Annotated in this window: 16 protein-coding genes; 5 read left to right on the forward strand and 11 right to left on the reverse strand. The window is 59.9% G+C overall.

Annotated features, from left to right (window positions below; genetic code table 11):
• Window positions 1-51: 51 nt before the first annotated feature.
• On the reverse strand, window positions 52-1491 hold the full coding sequence (locus ACR0ID_RS11385; RefSeq protein WP_480493952.1) for an aldehyde dehydrogenase family protein: 1440 nt from the start codon (window positions 1489-1491) through the stop codon (window positions 52-54).
• A 214-nt stretch (window positions 1492-1705) separates the two neighbouring features.
• On the opposite strand from ACR0ID_RS11385, the gene ACR0ID_RS11390 reads away from it, so the two are divergent.
• Window positions 1706-2356: a peroxiredoxin gene (locus tag ACR0ID_RS11390; RefSeq protein WP_480493951.1), complete on the forward strand. Its 651-nt coding sequence runs from the start codon at window positions 1706-1708 to the stop codon at window positions 2354-2356.
• A 129-nt stretch (window positions 2357-2485) separates the two neighbouring features.
• Here ACR0ID_RS11390 and ACR0ID_RS11395 read toward each other — a convergent pair whose 3' ends face one another.
• The gene (locus ACR0ID_RS11395; protein WP_480605470.1) at window positions 2486-3175 is read right to left on the reverse strand and encodes an outer membrane protein; all 690 of its coding nucleotides are present in this window, start codon (window positions 3173-3175) and stop codon (window positions 2486-2488) included.
• A gap of 266 nt (window positions 3176-3441) precedes the next feature.
• On the opposite strand from ACR0ID_RS11395, the gene ACR0ID_RS11400 reads away from it, so the two are divergent.
• Window positions 3442-4077 carry a DUF1326 domain-containing protein gene (locus tag ACR0ID_RS11400; RefSeq protein ID WP_480474261.1) on the forward strand — a complete coding sequence of 212 codons (636 nt, stop codon included), beginning with the start codon at window positions 3442-3444 and terminating at the stop codon, window positions 4075-4077.
• A gap of 12 nt (window positions 4078-4089) precedes the next feature.
• Here ACR0ID_RS11400 and ACR0ID_RS11405 read toward each other — a convergent pair whose 3' ends face one another.
• Both ACR0ID_RS11405 and pnp read right to left on the reverse strand, forming a co-directional pair.
• Window positions 4090-5094: a Hint domain-containing protein gene (locus ACR0ID_RS11405; RefSeq protein WP_480605472.1), complete on the reverse strand. Its 1005-nt coding sequence runs from the start codon at window positions 5092-5094 to the stop codon at window positions 4090-4092.
• A 175-nt stretch (window positions 5095-5269) separates the two neighbouring features.
• Window positions 5270-7420 (reverse strand): polyribonucleotide nucleotidyltransferase, encoded by a 2151-nt coding sequence (gene pnp / locus ACR0ID_RS11410; protein ID WP_480493947.1) that lies wholly within the window; start codon window positions 7418-7420, stop codon window positions 5270-5272.
• Between the two features lie 331 nt (window positions 7421-7751).
• On the opposite strand from pnp, the gene ACR0ID_RS11415 reads away from it, so the two are divergent.
• Complete coding sequence (locus ACR0ID_RS11415) at window positions 7752-9464, forward strand: adenylate/guanylate cyclase domain-containing protein (protein ID WP_480605473.1); 1713 nt, start codon at window positions 7752-7754, stop codon at window positions 9462-9464.
• Between the two features lie 175 nt (window positions 9465-9639).
• Window positions 9640-10539, forward strand: a complete 900-nt coding sequence (locus tag ACR0ID_RS11420; RefSeq protein ID WP_480493945.1) for a hypothetical protein — start codon at window positions 9640-9642, stop codon at window positions 10537-10539.
• 70 nt (window positions 10540-10609) lie between these two features.
• Here ACR0ID_RS11420 and ACR0ID_RS11425 read toward each other — a convergent pair whose 3' ends face one another.
• The 7 genes from ACR0ID_RS11425 to rbfA form a co-directional block, all read right to left on the reverse strand.
• Window positions 10610-11785 carry a S41 family peptidase gene (locus ACR0ID_RS11425; protein WP_480605475.1) on the reverse strand — a complete coding sequence of 392 codons (1176 nt, stop codon included), beginning with the start codon at window positions 11783-11785 and terminating at the stop codon, window positions 10610-10612.
• Between the two features lie 196 nt (window positions 11786-11981).
• Window positions 11982-12251, reverse strand: a complete 270-nt coding sequence (gene rpsO / locus ACR0ID_RS11430) for a 30S ribosomal protein S15 (RefSeq protein ID WP_480474255.1) — start codon at window positions 12249-12251, stop codon at window positions 11982-11984.
• A gap of 143 nt (window positions 12252-12394) precedes the next feature.
• A complete protein-coding gene (locus ACR0ID_RS11435; RefSeq protein WP_480605478.1) occupies window positions 12395-13429 on the reverse strand; it encodes a calcium-binding protein in 1035 nt (344 codons plus the stop codon).
• Window positions 13430-13524: 95 nt separating this feature from the next.
• Window positions 13525-14028 carry a DUF1643 domain-containing protein gene (locus ACR0ID_RS11440; RefSeq protein ID WP_480605480.1) on the reverse strand — a complete coding sequence of 168 codons (504 nt, stop codon included), beginning with the start codon at window positions 14026-14028 and terminating at the stop codon, window positions 13525-13527.
• 21 nt (window positions 14029-14049) lie between these two features.
• Window positions 14050-14955, reverse strand: coding sequence for a tRNA pseudouridine(55) synthase TruB (truB, locus tag ACR0ID_RS11445; protein ID WP_480494047.1), 906 nt, complete (start codon window positions 14953-14955; stop codon window positions 14050-14052).
• Window positions 14956-15009: 54 nt separating this feature from the next.
• Complete coding sequence (locus ACR0ID_RS11450; RefSeq protein WP_480517979.1) at window positions 15010-15753, reverse strand: phosphodiester glycosidase family protein; 744 nt, start codon at window positions 15751-15753, stop codon at window positions 15010-15012.
• The gene (gene rbfA / locus ACR0ID_RS11455; protein ID WP_480474247.1) at window positions 15750-16145 is read right to left on the reverse strand and encodes a 30S ribosome-binding factor RbfA; all 396 of its coding nucleotides are present in this window, start codon (window positions 16143-16145) and stop codon (window positions 15750-15752) included. The genes ACR0ID_RS11450 and rbfA overlap by 4 nt, the downstream gene beginning before the upstream one ends.
• A gap of 92 nt (window positions 16146-16237) precedes the next feature.
• Between rbfA and dapB the strand changes: the two genes are divergently transcribed.
• A complete protein-coding gene (dapB, locus tag ACR0ID_RS11460; RefSeq protein WP_480517976.1) occupies window positions 16238-17047 on the forward strand; it encodes a 4-hydroxy-tetrahydrodipicolinate reductase in 810 nt (269 codons plus the stop codon).
• Window positions 17048-17077 lie beyond the last annotated feature (30 nt).

The following is a 17077-nucleotide window of genomic DNA, read 5'->3' on the forward strand; positions in this document are numbered from 1 at the left end:
GCGAGGCAACCGCGTTGCCTCGCCCTCTCATCTTGCATTGCGCTGGGTGTATTATTCAGCCGCCCAGCCGCCGACGGATTTGACTTCCAGAAAGTCTTCCAGCCCCCAAACGCCACCTTCGCGCCCGTTGCCGGATTGCTTCATCCCACCAAACGGAGAGCCCGCGCTGCGCGACTGGCCGTTCATCTCGACCATGCCCGACCGCAGAACCCGCGCCATGCGGTTGGCGCGCGCCTTGTCCTGCGTCTGCACATAATTGGTCAGGCCATAAGGGGTGTCATTGGCGATCTCGATGGCCTCTTCCTCGGTGTCGAACGGGATCATGGTCAGGACGGGGCCAAAGATTTCCTCGCGCGCGATGGTCATCTGGTTGTTGGCATCGGCAAAGACCGTGGGGCGGACATAATAGCCCTTGTTCAGCCCCTCAGGGCGTCCGGTGCCGCCCGCGACCAGCCGCGCCCCTTCGTCGATACCTTTCTGGATCAGGTCCTGAATCTTGGTCCATTGAACCTCATTCACGACGGGTCCGATATGGCGGCCCTCGTCTGCGGCATTGCCCACCGTGACCTTGCTGGCGACCTCGGCGGCGATCTCAACGGCCTGATCATAGATCGGGCGCTGCACCAGCATCCGGCTGGGGGCATTACAGCTTTGGCCGGTGTTGTTCATCATATGCAGCACGCCGCGTTTGACAGCCTTTTCATCGGCATCGGCAAAGACCACATTGGCGCCTTTGCCGCCCAGCTCCAGATGCACTTTCTTGAGCGTTTCCGCCGCGTTCTTCGAAATTGCCGTACCCGCACGGGTCGAGCCGGTAAAGCTGACCATATCCACGTCGGGATGACCCGACAGCTGCGAACCAACGCCCGGGCCATCGCCGTTCACCAGATTGAAGACACCGGGCGGGAACCCTGCCTCGTCCATCATCTCGGCAAAGATCATCGCATTCAGCGGGCTTTGCTCGGATGGTTTCAGAACCATCGTGCAGCCCGCAATCGCCGCCGCACCGACCTTGAGCGTGACCTGGTTCATCGGCCAGTTCCAGGGCGTGATCAATGCGGCCACGCCAACCGCCTCATAGATGATCCGGTCATTCGGGGCGTGATCCCCCAGAGGGCGTTCAAACTGAAACGCCTTGGCCGCGCGGATGAAGTTCTGCAAATGCCATGTGCCTGCACCAACCTGCTGGCTGCGCGACATGTCAATCGGCGCACCCATTTCCAGCGACATGGCCTGCGCCAGATCTTCCGCGCGGGTCTGGTAGATGTCGATCAGCTTCTCGACCAGTGCGATGCGGGTCTCCACCGGCGTTGCCATCCAGCCCGGCAGGGCGGCCTTGGCGGCGGCAACCGCCGCATCCGTGTCGGCCTGCCCACCCAGCGAGATCACCGCGCACGGCTCCTCGGTCGAGGGGTTGATGACCTCGAAATCATTGGGTTGCGACGGCGCGACCCATTGACCATTGATATAGAAATTCCGCTTTTCGATCATCCTGAGCCCTCCTGTCGGTTCAGCTAGAATCCGGCTGTTCGCCGACACTCTGTCACCCAAGCGAAGAGGGGGCAATAGATAATTTGATCAAATTATTTTTCCAGTGAAACCGGCGAATTCCTTGGCCGCGACCACGATGAAAGGTTTAACCTTCGCACAAAGTGATTAGGTTTCAGGCAATCGACTCGGATTTTCAACAGGAAAGGAAGTAGCCATGGGTTTGCGCATCAACGATACGGTCCCGAACTTCACCGCAGAAACAGATCAGGGCACCATTCAGTTTCACGACTGGATTGGCGACAGCTGGGCCATTCTGTTCTCGCACCCCAAGGATTTCACGCCTGTCTGCACCACCGAATTCTCGGCCGTCGCGCAGCTGAACGACGAATGGGCCGCGCGCAACACCAAGGTGATCGGCGTGTCGGTTGACGGTGTTGAAGACCACAAGAAATGGAAGAAGGACATCGAGGAATACGGCAAGGCCAATCCCAGTTTCCCGATCATCGCTGATGACGGTCTGGCCGTGTCGAAAGCCTTCGACATGCTGCCTGCCGAAGCTTACCTGCCCGATGGCCGCACCCCGGCGGACAGCGCCACCGTGCGGTCGGTCTTTATTATCGGCCCGGACAAGCAGCTGAAACTGTCGATGACCTATCCGATGACCGTGGGCCGCAACTTTGCGGAAATCCTGCGCGCGCTGGATGGGTTGCAGATGTCGTCGAAAGGTGTCGCAACGCCCGCCAACTGGGTGCCGGGTGAAGACGTGATCATCCCGCCCTCTGTGTCGAACGAAGACGCCACGGCCAAATTCGGCGCGTTCGAGACGATCTTCCCCTATCTGCGCAAGACCAAAGCGCCGTCCTGAGGCGGTTCCCGGGTCAGGGGGGCTGTCTGCCCCCCATCGCGCCTGCCGGCACGATTCCCCCCGAGGATATTTGGGGCCAGATGAAGCAGGCGGGGGCAGGATAACCTGAGAGAAACCTGCCCCTAGACCTCAGAACTTGTACCGAAGCCCGAAATTGACACTGAACGTATCCAGATCGTCTTCGACAATGCCGGTCAACGCGCCGTTCGGGGCCAGTCGCCGCGACGAGACGTCAAAGGCGCGGGCATAGCGGGCGTCGACGGTAAAGGCGGTTGACGGGTTGATCTCGTAAGCCACACCGGCGATCAGCTGCGCGGCAAAGGTGGTGTCGCTGTCATCCAGCACCACACCCGGCCCATAGGCAAAATCCAGATCCGAATAAGTGGCCCCCAGGCCAAACCCGGCATAGGGCGTCAGCGCACCCGTCTGTTTGAAATCGAACAGCACATTGGCAAACAATGAGGTCTGTGTGACATCGCCCGAGATATTGCCCTCGGCCCCCGGCCCGTTGCCCGAGAAGTTCACACCATCCACGTCGCTGTCGCGGTAAGACAGCTCCAGCTCAATCCGCGTGCCGAACCTGTCATTGGACCATTGCGGGATCTCCTTGCCGATGGCCACGCCCAGACCGAAACCCGCGTCGAACTCCGTGTCGACCGATTGTGGCGTGCCGCCGATCGTGCCCGCGAAATCGCTGTCCTGCAGCTGGCTGTACCCGACAAAGCCCTGAATATAGGTGCCGTCGCCCAGGCTCTGCGCGGCAAGCGCCGTCGCGCTGACGGCGAGGGCCGTTGAGGTAAGTAAAACGTGCTTGATCATGATTGTCTCCGTTGCTCCAAAACTCTGCTTGGCTTCGATGTGGGCGGGCTTGGCGGAAAGGAAAGGCGCGGGGTTATCACTTCGTTTCACAGGGTTTTGGACGCGCGTGAATGAATAGATCCGGGGTTGGGCAGGCCCGTTCATCTGCCGTCTCATGGCCCTCAGGTTCTGGTTCGGGGCAATTTGTGATAGGATGTTCCGGGGCAAAACTCAGGCATACGACCAATCACCTCGGGCTGTCGGACTGTACTTAGCGGGAGAAGACCATGGCTTTTACAGATTGGTATGTTGAAGGAGAGAGTTTCGGGAACTGCAATTGCGGCTATGCCTGCCCCTGCCAGTTCGAAGAGTTGCCGACCCATGGCGATTGCCGGGGGTTCGAAGTGCTGGAGGTGACCAAAGGGCATTTCGGCGACACCGACCTCAGCGGGACCAAAGCCGCGCTGATCTATGCCTGGCCGGGGCCGATCTTTGAAGGCGGCGGCGAGATGCAGGTGATCGTCGATCCCGCAGCAACCCCGGCACAGCGCGACGCGTTGGAAAAGGTCTTTCACGGCGAAGAAACCGAAGAAATGGCGACGCATTGGTACGTGTTCAGGGCAATGTGCGAGACGGTCCATGACACGCTCTACCTGCCGATCGAATTCGAGATGGACCTCGAAGAACGCACGGCCAGCGTTACCGTTGGTGATGTCCTGAATTCCACCGGACAGCCGATCCAGGCCCCACATGGCGGCGGCGCGCATCGGGTGCGCATCGATATCCCCGGCGGGATCGAGTTTTCCATTGCCGAGATCGGCAGCGCCTCGACCCGCTCTGATGCCGCGATCAAGCTGGACCTAAAGGACAGCTATGGCCAGTGGCATCTACTGAAACACGGCCCCGGCGGGGTTGCCCACTGATCGGCACCCCTGTCAGGCGGCGTGTGCAGATGTGTTCGGGACAGGAGTCCAGCAGGGCAGCGTCAGATCCGCCTTCAGCACCCGAACCTCAAAGGGTTTCAGCACCGGCAACGCGGTTGATCCATAGCCACCGGCACCGCAGGCCAGATCCGGAAACAGGGTGAACAGCTCGCGCCTTGTGGCCGGTGCCATCGCGCCCAATGTCGTGTCACCGGGATAGAAGGATTCGGACCAGATGCCTTCGACGTTTACCAGCTCATGCCGGTCAAAAAGGATATGGACATACTCGACCCCTTGCGCGGGCAGCTCCTGAACGATTGTTCGCCCGTTGATCAACCCCTTGGCCGGAGCCAGCATCGCGGTCTCGCAATGCATCAGCTCCATCATCGCCGAAGTGACGGCGATCCGGTGTTGTGGCGAGACGACCAGATCACGGCTTGGGCTGTTTGTCCCGAAACACCCCGCCATGATCCGTACCGGGCAGAGATGAGGGTCCAGTTGCAACTCCTGCGCTGACAAGCGACGCCTGCCGATCCAGCGCACCGGGCGGGTATGGCCCATGGCGGTGACAACCGGGTCGCCGGGGTTCAGCGTCTCGACCCGGCGCAGCCCGACGGGCGTCCGGATCAGAGACCCGGCGGTGAAACACACGAAAGACGGCAAGGTCTGATACGTGGTTGGCGCTGCCGTCCCGCCAAAGCTGGTCCCCGAGATGGTATCGTTCAACTGTGCCTGGCCCGAGGTGACGATGATGTAGCGCGGGTTCGAGAACTGAACCAGAATGAAGGTGACAGGCGCCCCGTTCACCGTTCCCGAATAGCTTTCGAAGGTGCTGAAATTCTGGCTTGTCCCGGAAAAACCGGGCAGGGCCGACAGGTCAAGCTGCGCGCTGTCAGGGTCAGGATCCTGCAACAGGGCGTCATTGTCGGTGATGTCAACGGAATAAGCGGCGGTTATATCGACGCTTTTATTGCTGTAGGGGTCTGCGCTGATTTCGAAAACGGTTATCGAGGCCACGGTCGAAAAGCATCCCTGAATGCAACATGATCATCCTTATGGTTGAGTAAATACACGCATGAAGTGTTAACAATTGATTTACCAAGCCACGGGACGCCCGACACTCCTGACCGCGCGGACAAAAAAGCCCCGGTCGAAGCCGGGGCCTTTCGCATTCAATCTGAGGGTTGGCAGATTATTCTGCGCTTTCCTCTTTCTTTTCTTTCTTCTCGGGAACGATCTCTTCGCCGGTTTCCTGATCGACCACTTTCATCGACAGGCGAACCTTGCCGCGATCGTCAAAGCCCAGCAGCTTGACCTTCACTTCCTGACCTTCCTTCAGAACATCCGACGGATGGTTCAGGCGGCGGTTTTCGATCTGGGACACGTGGACCAGACCGTCGCGCTTGCCAAAGAAGTTCACGAAGGCACCGAAATCGACGATCTTGACCACCTTGCCGGTATAGACCTGACCTTCTTCCGGCTCGGCCACGATCGACCAGATCATGTCATAGGCCTTCTTGATCGATTCCCCATCGGGCGATGCGATCTTGATGACGCCATCGTCGTTGATGTCGACCTTGGCACCCGAAACCTCGACGATCTCGCGGATGACCTTGCCGCCCGAACCGATCACTTCACGGATCTTGTCGGTCGGGATGTTCATGGTCTCGATGCGCGGTGCGTGGACCGAGAACTCGTTGGTCTCGGACAGGGCTTTGCCCATCTCGCCCAGGATGTGCATCCGGCCGTCCTTGGCCTGTGCCAGGGCGGTTTCCATGATCTGAGGCGTGATGCCCGCGACCTTGATGTCCATCTGAAGCGAGGTGATGCCGTTTGCAGTACCAGCAACCTTGAAGTCCATATCGCCCAGGTGGTCTTCGTCACCCAGAATGTCGGTCAGAACCGCGTAAGACCCGTCATCTTCCAGGATCAGGCCCATGGCCACACCGGCAACCGGGGCTTTCAGCGGAACACCCGCATCCATCATCGACAACGACCCGCCGCAGACAGACGCCATCGAGCTGGAGCCGTTGGATTCGGTGATCTCGGACACCACGCGGATGGTATAGGGGAAGTCGGTTGGCGCAGGCAGAACCGCCTGAAGTGCGCGCCATGCCAGCTTGCCGTGACCGATCTCGCGGCGGCCGGGCGAACCCACGCGGCCCACTTCACCAACCGAATAGGGGGGGAAGTTGTAATGCAGCAGGAAGTTCGATTTGAAGTTGCCGTGCAGCGCGTCGATGAACTGCTCATCGTCGCCGGTGCCCAGCGTGGTCACGGCCAGCGCCTGAGTTTCACCGCGGGTGAACAGGGCAGAGCCGTGTGTGCGCGGCAGCAACGAGGTTTCGGCTTCGATGGCGCGAACATCGGTGGTCGAACGACCGTCGATGCGCTTGCCGCCCTTGACGACGTCACCGCGCAGAATGCCGGCTTCCAGCTTTTTCATCGCCGAACCAAGGTTGGCGTCTTCCAGCTGTTCCTCGGTCAGCGCTTCCTTGATCGTTTCACGGGCAGCGGCAACAGCGGCGGTGCGCTCCTGCTTGTCGGTGATCGCGAACGCGGCGCGCATCTGCTCTTCACCGGCAGCCGACACGGCGGCGTAAAGCTCCGAGTAATCGGGTGCGACGAATTCGAACGGCTCTTTCGCGGCGTCTTCGGCCAGCGAAATGATCAGGTCGATGACCGGCTGGATCTGCTCATGCGCAAAGTTCACCGCACCCAGCATTTCGGCCTCGGACAGCTCATAGGCTTCCGATTCAACCATCATCACGGCGTCTTTGGTACCGGCAACAACCAGATCCAGACGCTGTTCAGGGTTCAGGCGCAGGTCCTGCATGTCGTCCACGGTCGGGTTCAGGACGTATTCGCCATCCACGAAACCAACGCGGGCACCGGCGATCGGGCCCATGAACGGCGCGCCGGAAATGGTCAGCGCAGCCGACGCGGCGATCATCGCAACGATGTCGGGATCATTGACCAGATCGTGGCTCAGCACGGTGCACATCACCAGAACTTCGTTTTTGAAACCGTCAACGAACAGCGGGCGGATCGGACGGTCGATCAGACGCGCGGTCAGCGTCTCTTTCTCGGTCGGGCGCGCCTCGCGCTTGAAGAAGCCACCCGGAACCTTACCGGCGGCATAATATTTCTCTTGGTAATGTACGGTCAGCGGGAAAAAGTCCTGACCGGGTTTTTGGCTCTTGGCAAAGGTCACGTTGGCCATGACGCTGGTTTCGCCCAGCGTGGCAATCACGGTGCCGTCGGCCTGACGGGCAACCTTGCCGGTTTCCAGTGTCAGCGTCTCCTCGCCCCACTGCATCGATTTCTTCGTTACATCAAACATATGCGTATCCTAGAACGGAGCACTCCCGCCCCTGCGGGTCTCCGGTTTTGCATGGCGGCCCCATTGCCGCCGACCCCATTTATCTTCCGTTCGAGTGCCGGGGTCAGGGCACAACGTCTCAGATACCGCGCGCATACATGAGAATGCGTTGGAAGGAAAGCGAAACCGAAAAAGCTGGCCGGATCATGCTGAGGCAGGCCCTGACCCCTCGCAGCGCGATACAAGGCACAGGGGCCGCATGATGGTGCGATGCGTGCCATTGCCCCCCGTCCGGGAAATGGCCTGACAGAACCGGATCACTGCGCTAACCTCACTTTCATTGGGGGTGCGAATGAAAAGACGGCTTACGACAGTGCTGGCGGCTGACGTTGTCGGGTACTCGGCGCTTATGGATCAGGACCGGCAGGGTACACTTGCAGCGCTGAAATCGTTCCGTGACGACACGCTCACTGCCCTGCTGGAAACCCACAACGGCACATTGATCAAAAGCATGGGGGATGGCTGGATCGCCGAATTCCGGTCAACGTCCGACGCGTCGGATTTTGCGATTGCCCTGCAATCCTGCGACAAGCCCGAAGGGCTGCGGCTGCGCATCGGTATTCACACGGGTGAGGTCATCACGGAAGGCGAAGACATTTTCGGTGATGGCATCAATGTCGCTGCCCGGCTCGAAGCATTGGCCAAACCCGACCAGATCCTGATCTCGGACACGGCGCATCACAGCCTTGACCGGGGCGATGCGGCCCTGTTCGACGGCGGCGGGCAGGCCGAGCTGAAGAACATCACGCGCCGCGTTGGTGTCTGGTGCTGGCCAAAGGGTTCAACCGCCCATCTTGCTACACCCGCCGACACTCGTCCGGGGATCGCCGTTCTGCCCTTCGACAACATGTCCGGCGACCCCGAGCAAGAGTTCTTTGCCGACGGCATAACCGAAGACATCATCACGGAACTGTCGCGCTTTCGCTGGCTGATGGTCGTGGCCCGCAACTCGTCCTTCATTTTCAAGGGAAAAACGACGGATATCCGACAGGTCGGCCTGACGCTCGGGGTTCGGTATGTGCTGGAAGGGTCCGTCCGACGCGCGGGACAGCGTGTCCGGATCACCGGGCAGTTGATTGATGCGGAAAATGGCAGCCACCTGTGGGCCGATCGCTTTGACGGAGTGCTGGACGATATCTTCGACCTTCAGGACAAGGTCACGCAAGAGGTCGTCACAGCGATCGAGCCATCGCTGCGCCACGCCGAAACGAACCGGTCCCGCGCCAAGCCGACAGAAAATCTCGAAGCCTATGAACTCTACCTTCAGGCGCTGTCGCATTTTCATCTGCTGACAGATGACGCCAATCGCGAAGCCATCCGGCTGACAACGCTGGCGCTGGACCGCGACCCGGATTACGCCGCTGCCGCAGGGCTGCTGGCCTGGCTGCATATTCAGCGGCTTGTGCAGGGGCTTGATCCCATCGGCGAAGGGCCCAAGGCCGCCATCAGCGCGGCTGAACGCGTTCTCATGAGCGACCGCTCCGACGGCATTGCCATGGCTTATGCGGCGCATTCAATCTCGATGCTGGCCCGCGACCTGCCGCGTGCGCGTGCGGCGTTCAAACAGGCGCTGGCCGAAAACCCCAATGCTGCAAGTGTTCACATGCTCGCCTCCATCAACCTGTGCATGTTGAACCGACCGGATGAGGCTTTGGACCACGCAACACATGCCATTGAACTCAGCCCGAAAGACCCGATGCGTCATGCGGCACATATCGCCCGGGCAAGTGCACTGTTTCAGCTGTGCCGGTATGACGAGGCCGCCGCCGCAGCGCGTGACGCTCTGGCCGTTCGGTCCGGATTTGTCATGAGCCACCTGATGCTTATTGCCGCCTTGGGTCAAATGTCGGATGCCGCAGCGGCGCAGGCGGCGATAAGCGACCTGAAAGCATTGCGCCCGGATATCACCGCTTCCTCGGATCAGACCAGGCTGCCGATCTTTACCGTTCCGGCCTGTTCCGAAAGCTGGCGCGAAGGGTGGAAAAAGGCCGGTCTTCCCGAATAACGGCTGATCTACAGACACGCGTCCTGCTGCTGCCACGAAACGCCGCGCGCGCCCCGGCTGGCGGCGTCCGGGGGGGCGACTGGCTGTTCAAGTGTGATGTTCACCACAGAGAGAATTCAAAACTCGTCTATTGTGCAGGCTTATTGTGTCAAAGTTAAAGAAAGTAGGTTTACCCATGAAGCTCCATTCCGCCTCTGGCATTTCATTCAACCCTGATGTGTTCGACGAGTCATTCATCGAGATGCTCGACAAGCTCCCCGAGGACGCGGTGGAGGACATCGACCTTGATGCAGGCCCCAAGATGCCGCTGATGACAGCCCCCGCCGCCGAACCAAGCGCGGCGGACGTGGCCGCGATCATGGAAAGCGCATGGGAAGAGCTTTATGCCTCAGACGAAGGGGCCGATATCCGCGCGCTACCGGCCGACCAGCAGGCGCAGATCAAGGCACGGTTCCTGTCTCCCGACCCGATACCCGAGGCCGAAGCCGCCACGGTTCCCGTCGATGCCGCGCCGTTCTCGGTGCATGAAACTGCGGACAGCCTGATCCTGATGCAGGGGGACACGCCGCTTTTGGGGGCTCCGCTGGGCACCAGCAGGAAAAAGCGCAAGAAGGCCGCGCTGAACACCTTTATCGGGGCCGCCGCCAAGGCGTTTGCCGATATCATCACGATGGCCATGGCCGCGCTGGGGGTTTATCAGGCGCTCGGAACCAAGACGGTGACACGGGCCGGGGCCGGGATTGCCGTCAAATGCAGCGGCCCGATCAGCCGCCACGCCGGTGCAATCGCCAAGGCCGGAACGGCGGGCAGCGATCTGGCCATGATGAAGGCCATGCTGGGCGTCGCCAAGGCGTCCGTCGGGTTCACCAAACTTGCGGGCATCGTTCTGACCGACATGAGCGGCCTTGAAAAAGCCGCCGCGATTGCCACCTGCGTCGGCGGCATGACCCTGGCCGTCGCCTCGGCAAGCGGGTCGTTCTGGCTGTCGATGCTGGCGATGGTAACCGCGGTTGCGATGTTCGTGATCGACACCGCTTTGGCGGTTGATACCTACAAAAAGTGGCAGGCAATCTGACCCGCAGACAGTAAAAACCACGCCGGGCGGCGTCGCGGTTGGGCACCGCGGTATCGTCGCGGCTGTTTGTCTAAGTGCTCATGCTTCTGAGAACTCGTTGATAGAACGCGCTGTGCGCATCCTCATCTGCGCGACCTGCGACCCATTCCAAATCCAAATTCAGTGCCCCTACGGGAACGATCTTCCGCGCGATTTCGGGCGGAGTGGTTTTGTCAGTCCTTCCATTCTTCCAATCGTGAAAGGCTGATGAGTATCGAACAACCGCCCCGCTGGTCGGCAAATCGAGCAACCCGCCCTCGGCAAAGAACATCAACCCGTCACCCATTTCTTCCCCAATGAGTTTGAGCCTGTTTCCCAAACGATGCTTGAGGATGGCCACAAACACTATCGCCGCGGAAAACGTGAATTTATCAACAAGCACAACAACCTGCTTGCTTGTGCTTTGCGAGACCGCGTCTATCAAAGGCATAGTCAGAAGAAAATCGCCGCCGGTGTTTCCGCGAACGTCAATCAAAAGCGTTCCGTTCGGACGGGCGCGCACGCGTTCCACCGCGGCTGAGACGGCTTTGTGCAGCGTTGTTTCGTTCGGTGCAAAAAAGCTCGGCAACGCTATTGATAGCCCAAGATCTTGCCAGTCCTTTATTTCCGCAAAAGTCTCAGGCACCCAGGTTGGATCATCCTTGCCGTGCTCATTTCTCGGGTAGAGCATCGATCCAGGAAAAGTGTTTCCATTTGCCACTTTCAGATTGGTTATCTGCCCATTCTCGTCCTGCACACGGTACTCGGTCGTTCCGCCGTTTGACGAAAAACCCAAACGTGCCAAGGCGTACGGCCAAGCCAAAAGAATCGGTCCGATGACTCGCTTCCTTTGGCACGTTCCCGCAAGAAACTGTTCCGCCTTTGCTTCAATCTGGCTCAAAGCTGCGCCGTTGACTGCAATCAGTTCTCCTCGCGGTGCAGTTATCTCTGGAAACGCGCCGACGAGTTGCACAGAACGCCCTAAGCTCACGAACCTCAGCGGAAGCACTTTGATCGCATCGTTCGGGATCAGCCGTGTGTGCCCATTGTCGGGAAGTGCCAGTAGACGCATCGCGGACATCAAGAAGGCTTCGGTGGAGCCTTCCAAGGCGTATCGCCGGGTTTCACTAATGCAATTGTCTATCACCGCATATTCGATCTGCTGAAAGCTGGGATCGGTCGGCAAGACAGTTTCTAAAATTTGGTTTAGGTCTTCCGTGAGCGACATGCCTCACGATGCGCATGGCCGTTCGTCAATGTCCAGATTGGGCTCACCTTGCCAACCAAGATTGAGTTTACCACTGCAGCTTTGGTCGGTTGGAATACTTGACATTCGTCCACATAAGAAAACGCCCGCCAATTGGGCGGGCGTACAAATCTTACAAACCGGGGTTCAGAACCGGTACAAAACGTAACAATTACGTTTAGCGGCGGATGCCCAGCTTTTTGATCAGGTCCTGGTAGCGCGCCTCTTCCTTGCCCTTCAGGTAGTCCAGCAGCTTACGGCGCTGAGCAACCATTTTCAGCAGACCACGACGACCGTGGTTGTCTTTCTTGTGGGTCTTGAAGTGCTCGGTCAGGGTGTTGATGCGCGAGGTCAGGATAGCAACCTGAACTTCAGGCGAACCGGTGTCGCCTTCTTTGGTTGCGAATTCTTGCATGACACGTGTTTTTTCAGCGGCAGTGATCGACATCGGGGTCTCCTTTTAAGGTTAGAGTTGATGGCGCAGGCCGGGATGTCGTCCAGCACAGGCCCATGGAGAAGACCGCACCGATTCCGTTGCGGATGGGCGCGTATAAGCGCATTTGACCCAAATGGCAAAGGGTTTCTGTGGGCTCAAATCATCTGACCGTATTGCGCCAACTGGGCTTCGGTGATCAGCTGAATGTCGGCCACTGTCATCCCTTCGGCACCAAATACCTGCGCAACTTCCTGGCCATCGATGAAAACCCTTGTCAGGTTGGCGTTTTCGGCGTCGACCTCAACCTCGATTGCCGGGTCGGTCTCATCCTCCCACGTCACCAGCAGCTTGTCTTCGCCGGGTTGAAAACCCATCACGGTCACCTGATCGTCGCCTGGGTTCAGCACGATGTCATCAGCTCCGTCACCGCCCGTAACCACGTCTTTGCCGCCTGCCAGAATGGTATCGTCACCCGAACCGCCGTTCAGGAAATCCCTTTCGGCGGCACCCTCTTCGATCCCGAAAACAAAGTCGTCTCCGTCCCCGCCAAAGACGGTATCCTCACCGTCGCCACCGTTCAGAACATCATCCCCGAACCCGCCCTGCAACGCATCATCCCCGGCGCCGCCGTCCAGGCTGTCGTCGCCCTGACCGCCAAACAGTTCGTCCTCACCCGCACCGCCATCCAGAGTGTCGTCACCAAAGTGACCGTAAAGGGCGTCATCCCCGTCATCACCAAACAAAAGGTCGTCATCCGCCTCACCGTGCAGGATGTCATTTCCCTGACCGCCCGATATCTCATCCGCGCCGTCGCCCCCGTGCAGAACGTCGTTGCCCTTGGCACCGTTTATCGTGTCGTCCCCGCCATAGCCGTTGATCTGATCGACACCGTCCTGCCCGGTAATCACGTCCGAGCCATCGCCACCGGCAATCACGAGATCGCCTTCAAATTCCGAGATCACAGTCCCGGTGGAGGGTGCCTCGCCATTGTCCGGCGAAGGTTCGGTGTCAGCGTTTTCCGGGTCTTCGACACCCTCGACGATGACCAGAAACTCACCGGTATCAACCCCGGCCGATGGCTCACCTTCCGGGTTTTCATCCGGCGTGTCGTCCTCTTCGATCAGAAAATCGCTCATCGCGTAAGCAGCGCCGCCGATGGCGGCCAGTCCAAGCAATCCGGCCAGAAACATTGAACCCCTCCGAAAGCATGATGCTCCGAGGGTGGAATATCCCATGTCTCCCGTCACCAGGTCAAATGTAAACCTTTGAAATGGTTAATCCTTTGTCACCAGACCTCAGGCTGCCGCGTGTATGCGATATAAAGCGGATGTTTGGGGTGACCGTCTTTGGTCAGGCCCAGATGGAACAGCGATTGGCCGGTGCTTCGCAACAGGGTTTCCACCGCAGGGCCACGCTCCAGATGCGCGCCATGCGTGCCCCAGGCCGCGATGACCTGATCGGCCCATTGCACGCCGTCCAGAATGGCCGCGTCATTATCGGGTCCGACCGGATCGGCGGCAGCCCGCATCTTGCGCGGGTCGGTGTCGCGCCAGGCAAAGATGTTCGTGACCTGAAACGCGCCGAACCCAAGCGCGCGTGCGCGCCGTTCACAGCGTTCCACCGTCGGGTCGTTCTGCACCTCGGTCGCGGTTGACGGGTTCAGCATCACAAACAGCGCCTTGCGCCCTTCAGGGTTCCAGATGCGGGTCAGGCTATATCGGTATTTCTCGCAATCGGAATAGATGGCGGTCGAGGGCGCGTCGCCCTTGGTGTGGGAACGGGTGATCATGCCCTTCGCCTAACACGGCTCTCAGTCGACGAACACCCGGCTGGGGTGCAATTCACCGGATTTATAGATGCCAACGGCCACGGCCTTGCCGTCGAACGATGCCCAGGCCTCGTCGCCGTATTCAATGTCTGAGGCCAGCACCATGCCCGGATTGCCATTGCGCAGACGGGTTGCCCCCTCGGCGGTGCATTTCAGCTCGGGCAGGTCGGACAGGCCGGTTTCCAGTGGGTGCAGATATTCGTCCAGCGCGGTTGTTTTCGCCATTTCGTCAATCTGCTCGATGCTTAACCCGTCCTCGGCCTCGAAGGGGCCGGACCAGATGCGGCGCAGTTCCTTGACGTGGGCGTGACAACCCAGCGCCTCGCCCAGATCGCGGGCAATCGAGCGCACATAGCCGCCTTTGCCGCAGGTCATCTCCAGCACCACATGGTCTTCGTCGGGGCGGTCGACAAGGATCAGTTCCTCGACCCAGAGGGGGCGGGCGGTCAGCTCCACGTCCTCACCATCGCGGGCCAGTTTATAGGCGCGCTGGCCGTCGATCTTCACCGCCGAGAATTTGGGCGGCACCTGCATGATGTCACCCAGAAACCGGGTCAGCGCCTGCTTGATATCGTCATCCGAGGGGCGCGTATCGCTTTGCGCGATCACTTCGCCCTCGGCATCGTCCGTGTTGGTGGCCTGCCCCAGGCGCACAGTGAAGGTATAGGCTTTCAACGCATCGGTGATATAGGGAACGGTCTTGGTTGCCTCACCCAAGGCAATTGCCAGAACGCCGGTCGCCTCGGGATCCAGCGTGCCCGCATGGCCCGCCTTTTTGGCATCCATCGCCCAACGCACCTTGTTGACCACGGCGGTCGAGGTCATGCCCGCGGGCTTGTCCACCACCAGCCAGCCGGAAATGTCGCGACCCTTGCGTTTACGTCCCATCATGCACCTTGAATCTTGCTAAGGCGCGCGAGTTAGCGGATCACTCTGCCGCTGTCAATTTGCGGGCATTTCTTCGACCACGCCGACAATCGGCCCCAGCGAGAATCCGAGATCCGAGCGGTTGCTGGCCCGCTCATACATCCGCGAGATATTGCCGTCGAAAAACAGCGCGTTTGGTGTGCCAAGCACATCGCGGAACAGACGCCCGAATTCGTGGAAGGTGACATAATCTTCCGAGATCGCAAACACCGCTCGCGTACCGTCGGAACTGGTGCCGACCCCATTGCGAACATAAAGCGAGGTCGAATCGGGCAGGAAGCGCGGGTGCAGTTCTCCGTCGATCACCAGCATTGGACCGGATTGGGTAGCAAAGCGGCAGGTGGGGGCCTGATCCACGTAATCAAGCGTTTCAAACACATCCGCCCGGCCCTTGCGGATGCAGAACACGCCATTGGGCAGCAACCCGAAATTGCCGGGGCCGGGGTTGGCGATCACACGCATCTGTTCCTGCCCGTCCTCGACATAGTGGCCAACCGGTGAACGGTCGTCGTGATACATGCCCGCGTTCATTGCAAAAGCCAGCCGTTTGCCTTCCGGGGCCAGCACTTCGTTGACCGACGAAAAATGCCCCAATACCTGACCGTCTTTGCCGTTCAGAAACAGCCGCAGATCTTCAATGGCGGCATCGACGTTACAAACCGTATAACGTTTGTCCTCATGGGTCAGCTTTTCACAAGTGACCGCGCCTGCCTGCGCGGCCCAGAGAAGCGTCGCCAATGTGACAAACGTGCGGATCACTCGTCCAGATCGCGGCGCACCGCGTCCTGTTCGAACATACGGCGGGTGTCGTCCAGACGGTCAAACGTGTCATCCAGCCGAAAGCGCAGATCGGGCGCGAATTTCAGGCCGACTTTCTTGCCGACCATACGCCGCAGCTCACCCTTGTTGCGGGCCAGCAGCTCGATTACGTCCTCCTGCCCTCGGCCGCCAAGGGGCAGCACATAGGCGGTGGCGATCTTCAGATCGGGCGAGGTGCGCACCTCACCCACTGTGATCGACAAGCGGTTCAGGTCGGGGTCATGGACATCTCCGCGCGCCAGAACTTCGGACAGAGTGCGACGGATCAGTTCGCCGACACGCAGCTGCCGTTGGGACGGGCCGGGGCCATCATGGAATTTGTTCTTTGCCATAATCCCCGATCTAAGCGCAAAGCGGGGCTTTGCCAAGCGGGCGCGAACGGGGTAGGAGGCTTCGAGCCGACTTAACGAAAAGGACCAGCGCAATGACCCATATTCCGGGGATCGTCATCACAGGGGCTTCGGGCCGTATGGGGCAGATGCTGATCAAGACCGTCACCGACAGCGATCAGGCGCGCCTGGTGGGTGTGGTCGAGCGGAAAGGCCATGACTGGATCGGTCAGGACGTGGGCAAAGCGATGGGCGGCCCCGCGCTGGGCGTGACCGTGACCGACGACCCGTTGGAGGCGTTTGCACAGGCGCAGGCCGTAATCGACTTTACCGCGCCCGAAGCGACTCTGGAATTTGCCGCGCTGGCCGCGCAGGCGCGCTGTGTGCATGTGATCGGCACCACCGGCATGTCCGACGAACAGATCGCAGCTTTGGAACCCGCGTCGCGCCATGCGGTGATCGTTCGGGCCGGAAACATGAGCCTTGGCGTCAATCTTCTGGTGCAATTGACCAAAAAGGTCGCGGCCGCATTGGATGAGGATTTCGATATCGAGATCATCGAAGGTCACCACCATCACAAGGTCGATGCACCTTCGGGCACGGCGCTGATGCTGGGTGAGGCCGCAGCCGAAGGGCGCGGCGTCGAGTTGTCGGATGTGTCCGACCGGGGCCGGGACGGCATCACCGGCGCGCGCAAGCGCGGAGATATCGGCTTTCACGCTATTCGCGGCGGCGACATCGTGGGGGAACATGATGTTCTGTTCGCCGCCCCCGGAGAACGCATCGTCCTGCGCCATCTGGCCACGGACCGCGCCATCTTTGCCCGCGGCGCGCTGAAGGCGGCCCTGTGGGGGCAGGGCAAGGCGCCGGGTCAGTATGACATGGTGGATGTGTTGGGGTTGTAGGCGCTGCTAAACATACGCGGTCAAATCAAC

This window comes from Ruegeria sp. AL2 (assembly GCF_056540845.1).

What these genes read in the sequence shown, in the direction of transcription:
- truB (WP_480494047.1), bottom strand. Translation starts at nt 14,955, where the DNA reads ATGGGACGTAAACGCAAGGGTCGCGACATTTCCGGCTGGCTGGTGGTG.
- ACR0ID_RS11420 (WP_480493945.1), top strand. Translation starts at nt 9,640, where the DNA reads ATGAAGCTCCATTCCGCCTCTGGCATTTCATTCAACCCTGATGTGTTC.
- rbfA (WP_480474247.1), bottom strand. Translation starts at nt 16,145, where the DNA reads ATGGCAAAGAACAAATTCCATGATGGCCCCGGCCCGTCCCAACGGCAG.
- ACR0ID_RS11425 (WP_480605475.1), bottom strand. Translation starts at nt 11,785, where the DNA reads ATGTCGCTCACGGAAGACCTAAACCAAATTTTAGAAACTGTCTTGCCG.
- rpsO (WP_480474255.1), bottom strand. Translation starts at nt 12,251, where the DNA reads ATGTCGATCACTGCCGCTGAAAAAACACGTGTCATGCAAGAATTCGCA.
- dapB (WP_480517976.1), top strand. Translation starts at nt 16,238, where the DNA reads ATGACCCATATTCCGGGGATCGTCATCACAGGGGCTTCGGGCCGTATG.
- ACR0ID_RS11390 (WP_480493951.1), top strand. Translation starts at nt 1,706, where the DNA reads ATGGGTTTGCGCATCAACGATACGGTCCCGAACTTCACCGCAGAAACA.
- ACR0ID_RS11415 (WP_480605473.1), top strand. Translation starts at nt 7,752, where the DNA reads ATGAAAAGACGGCTTACGACAGTGCTGGCGGCTGACGTTGTCGGGTAC.
- ACR0ID_RS11400 (WP_480474261.1), top strand. Translation starts at nt 3,442, where the DNA reads ATGGCTTTTACAGATTGGTATGTTGAAGGAGAGAGTTTCGGGAACTGC.
- pnp (WP_480493947.1), bottom strand. Translation starts at nt 7,420, where the DNA reads ATGTTTGATGTAACGAAGAAATCGATGCAGTGGGGCGAGGAGACGCTG.
- ACR0ID_RS11395 (WP_480605470.1), bottom strand. Translation starts at nt 3,175, where the DNA reads ATGATCAAGCACGTTTTACTTACCTCAACGGCCCTCGCCGTCAGCGCG.
- ACR0ID_RS11385 (WP_480493952.1), bottom strand. Translation starts at nt 1,491, where the DNA reads ATGATCGAAAAGCGGAATTTCTATATCAATGGTCAATGGGTCGCGCCG.
- ACR0ID_RS11435 (WP_480605478.1), bottom strand. Translation starts at nt 13,429, where the DNA reads ATGTTTCTGGCCGGATTGCTTGGACTGGCCGCCATCGGCGGCGCTGCT.
- ACR0ID_RS11440 (WP_480605480.1), bottom strand. Translation starts at nt 14,028, where the DNA reads ATGATCACCCGTTCCCACACCAAGGGCGACGCGCCCTCGACCGCCATC.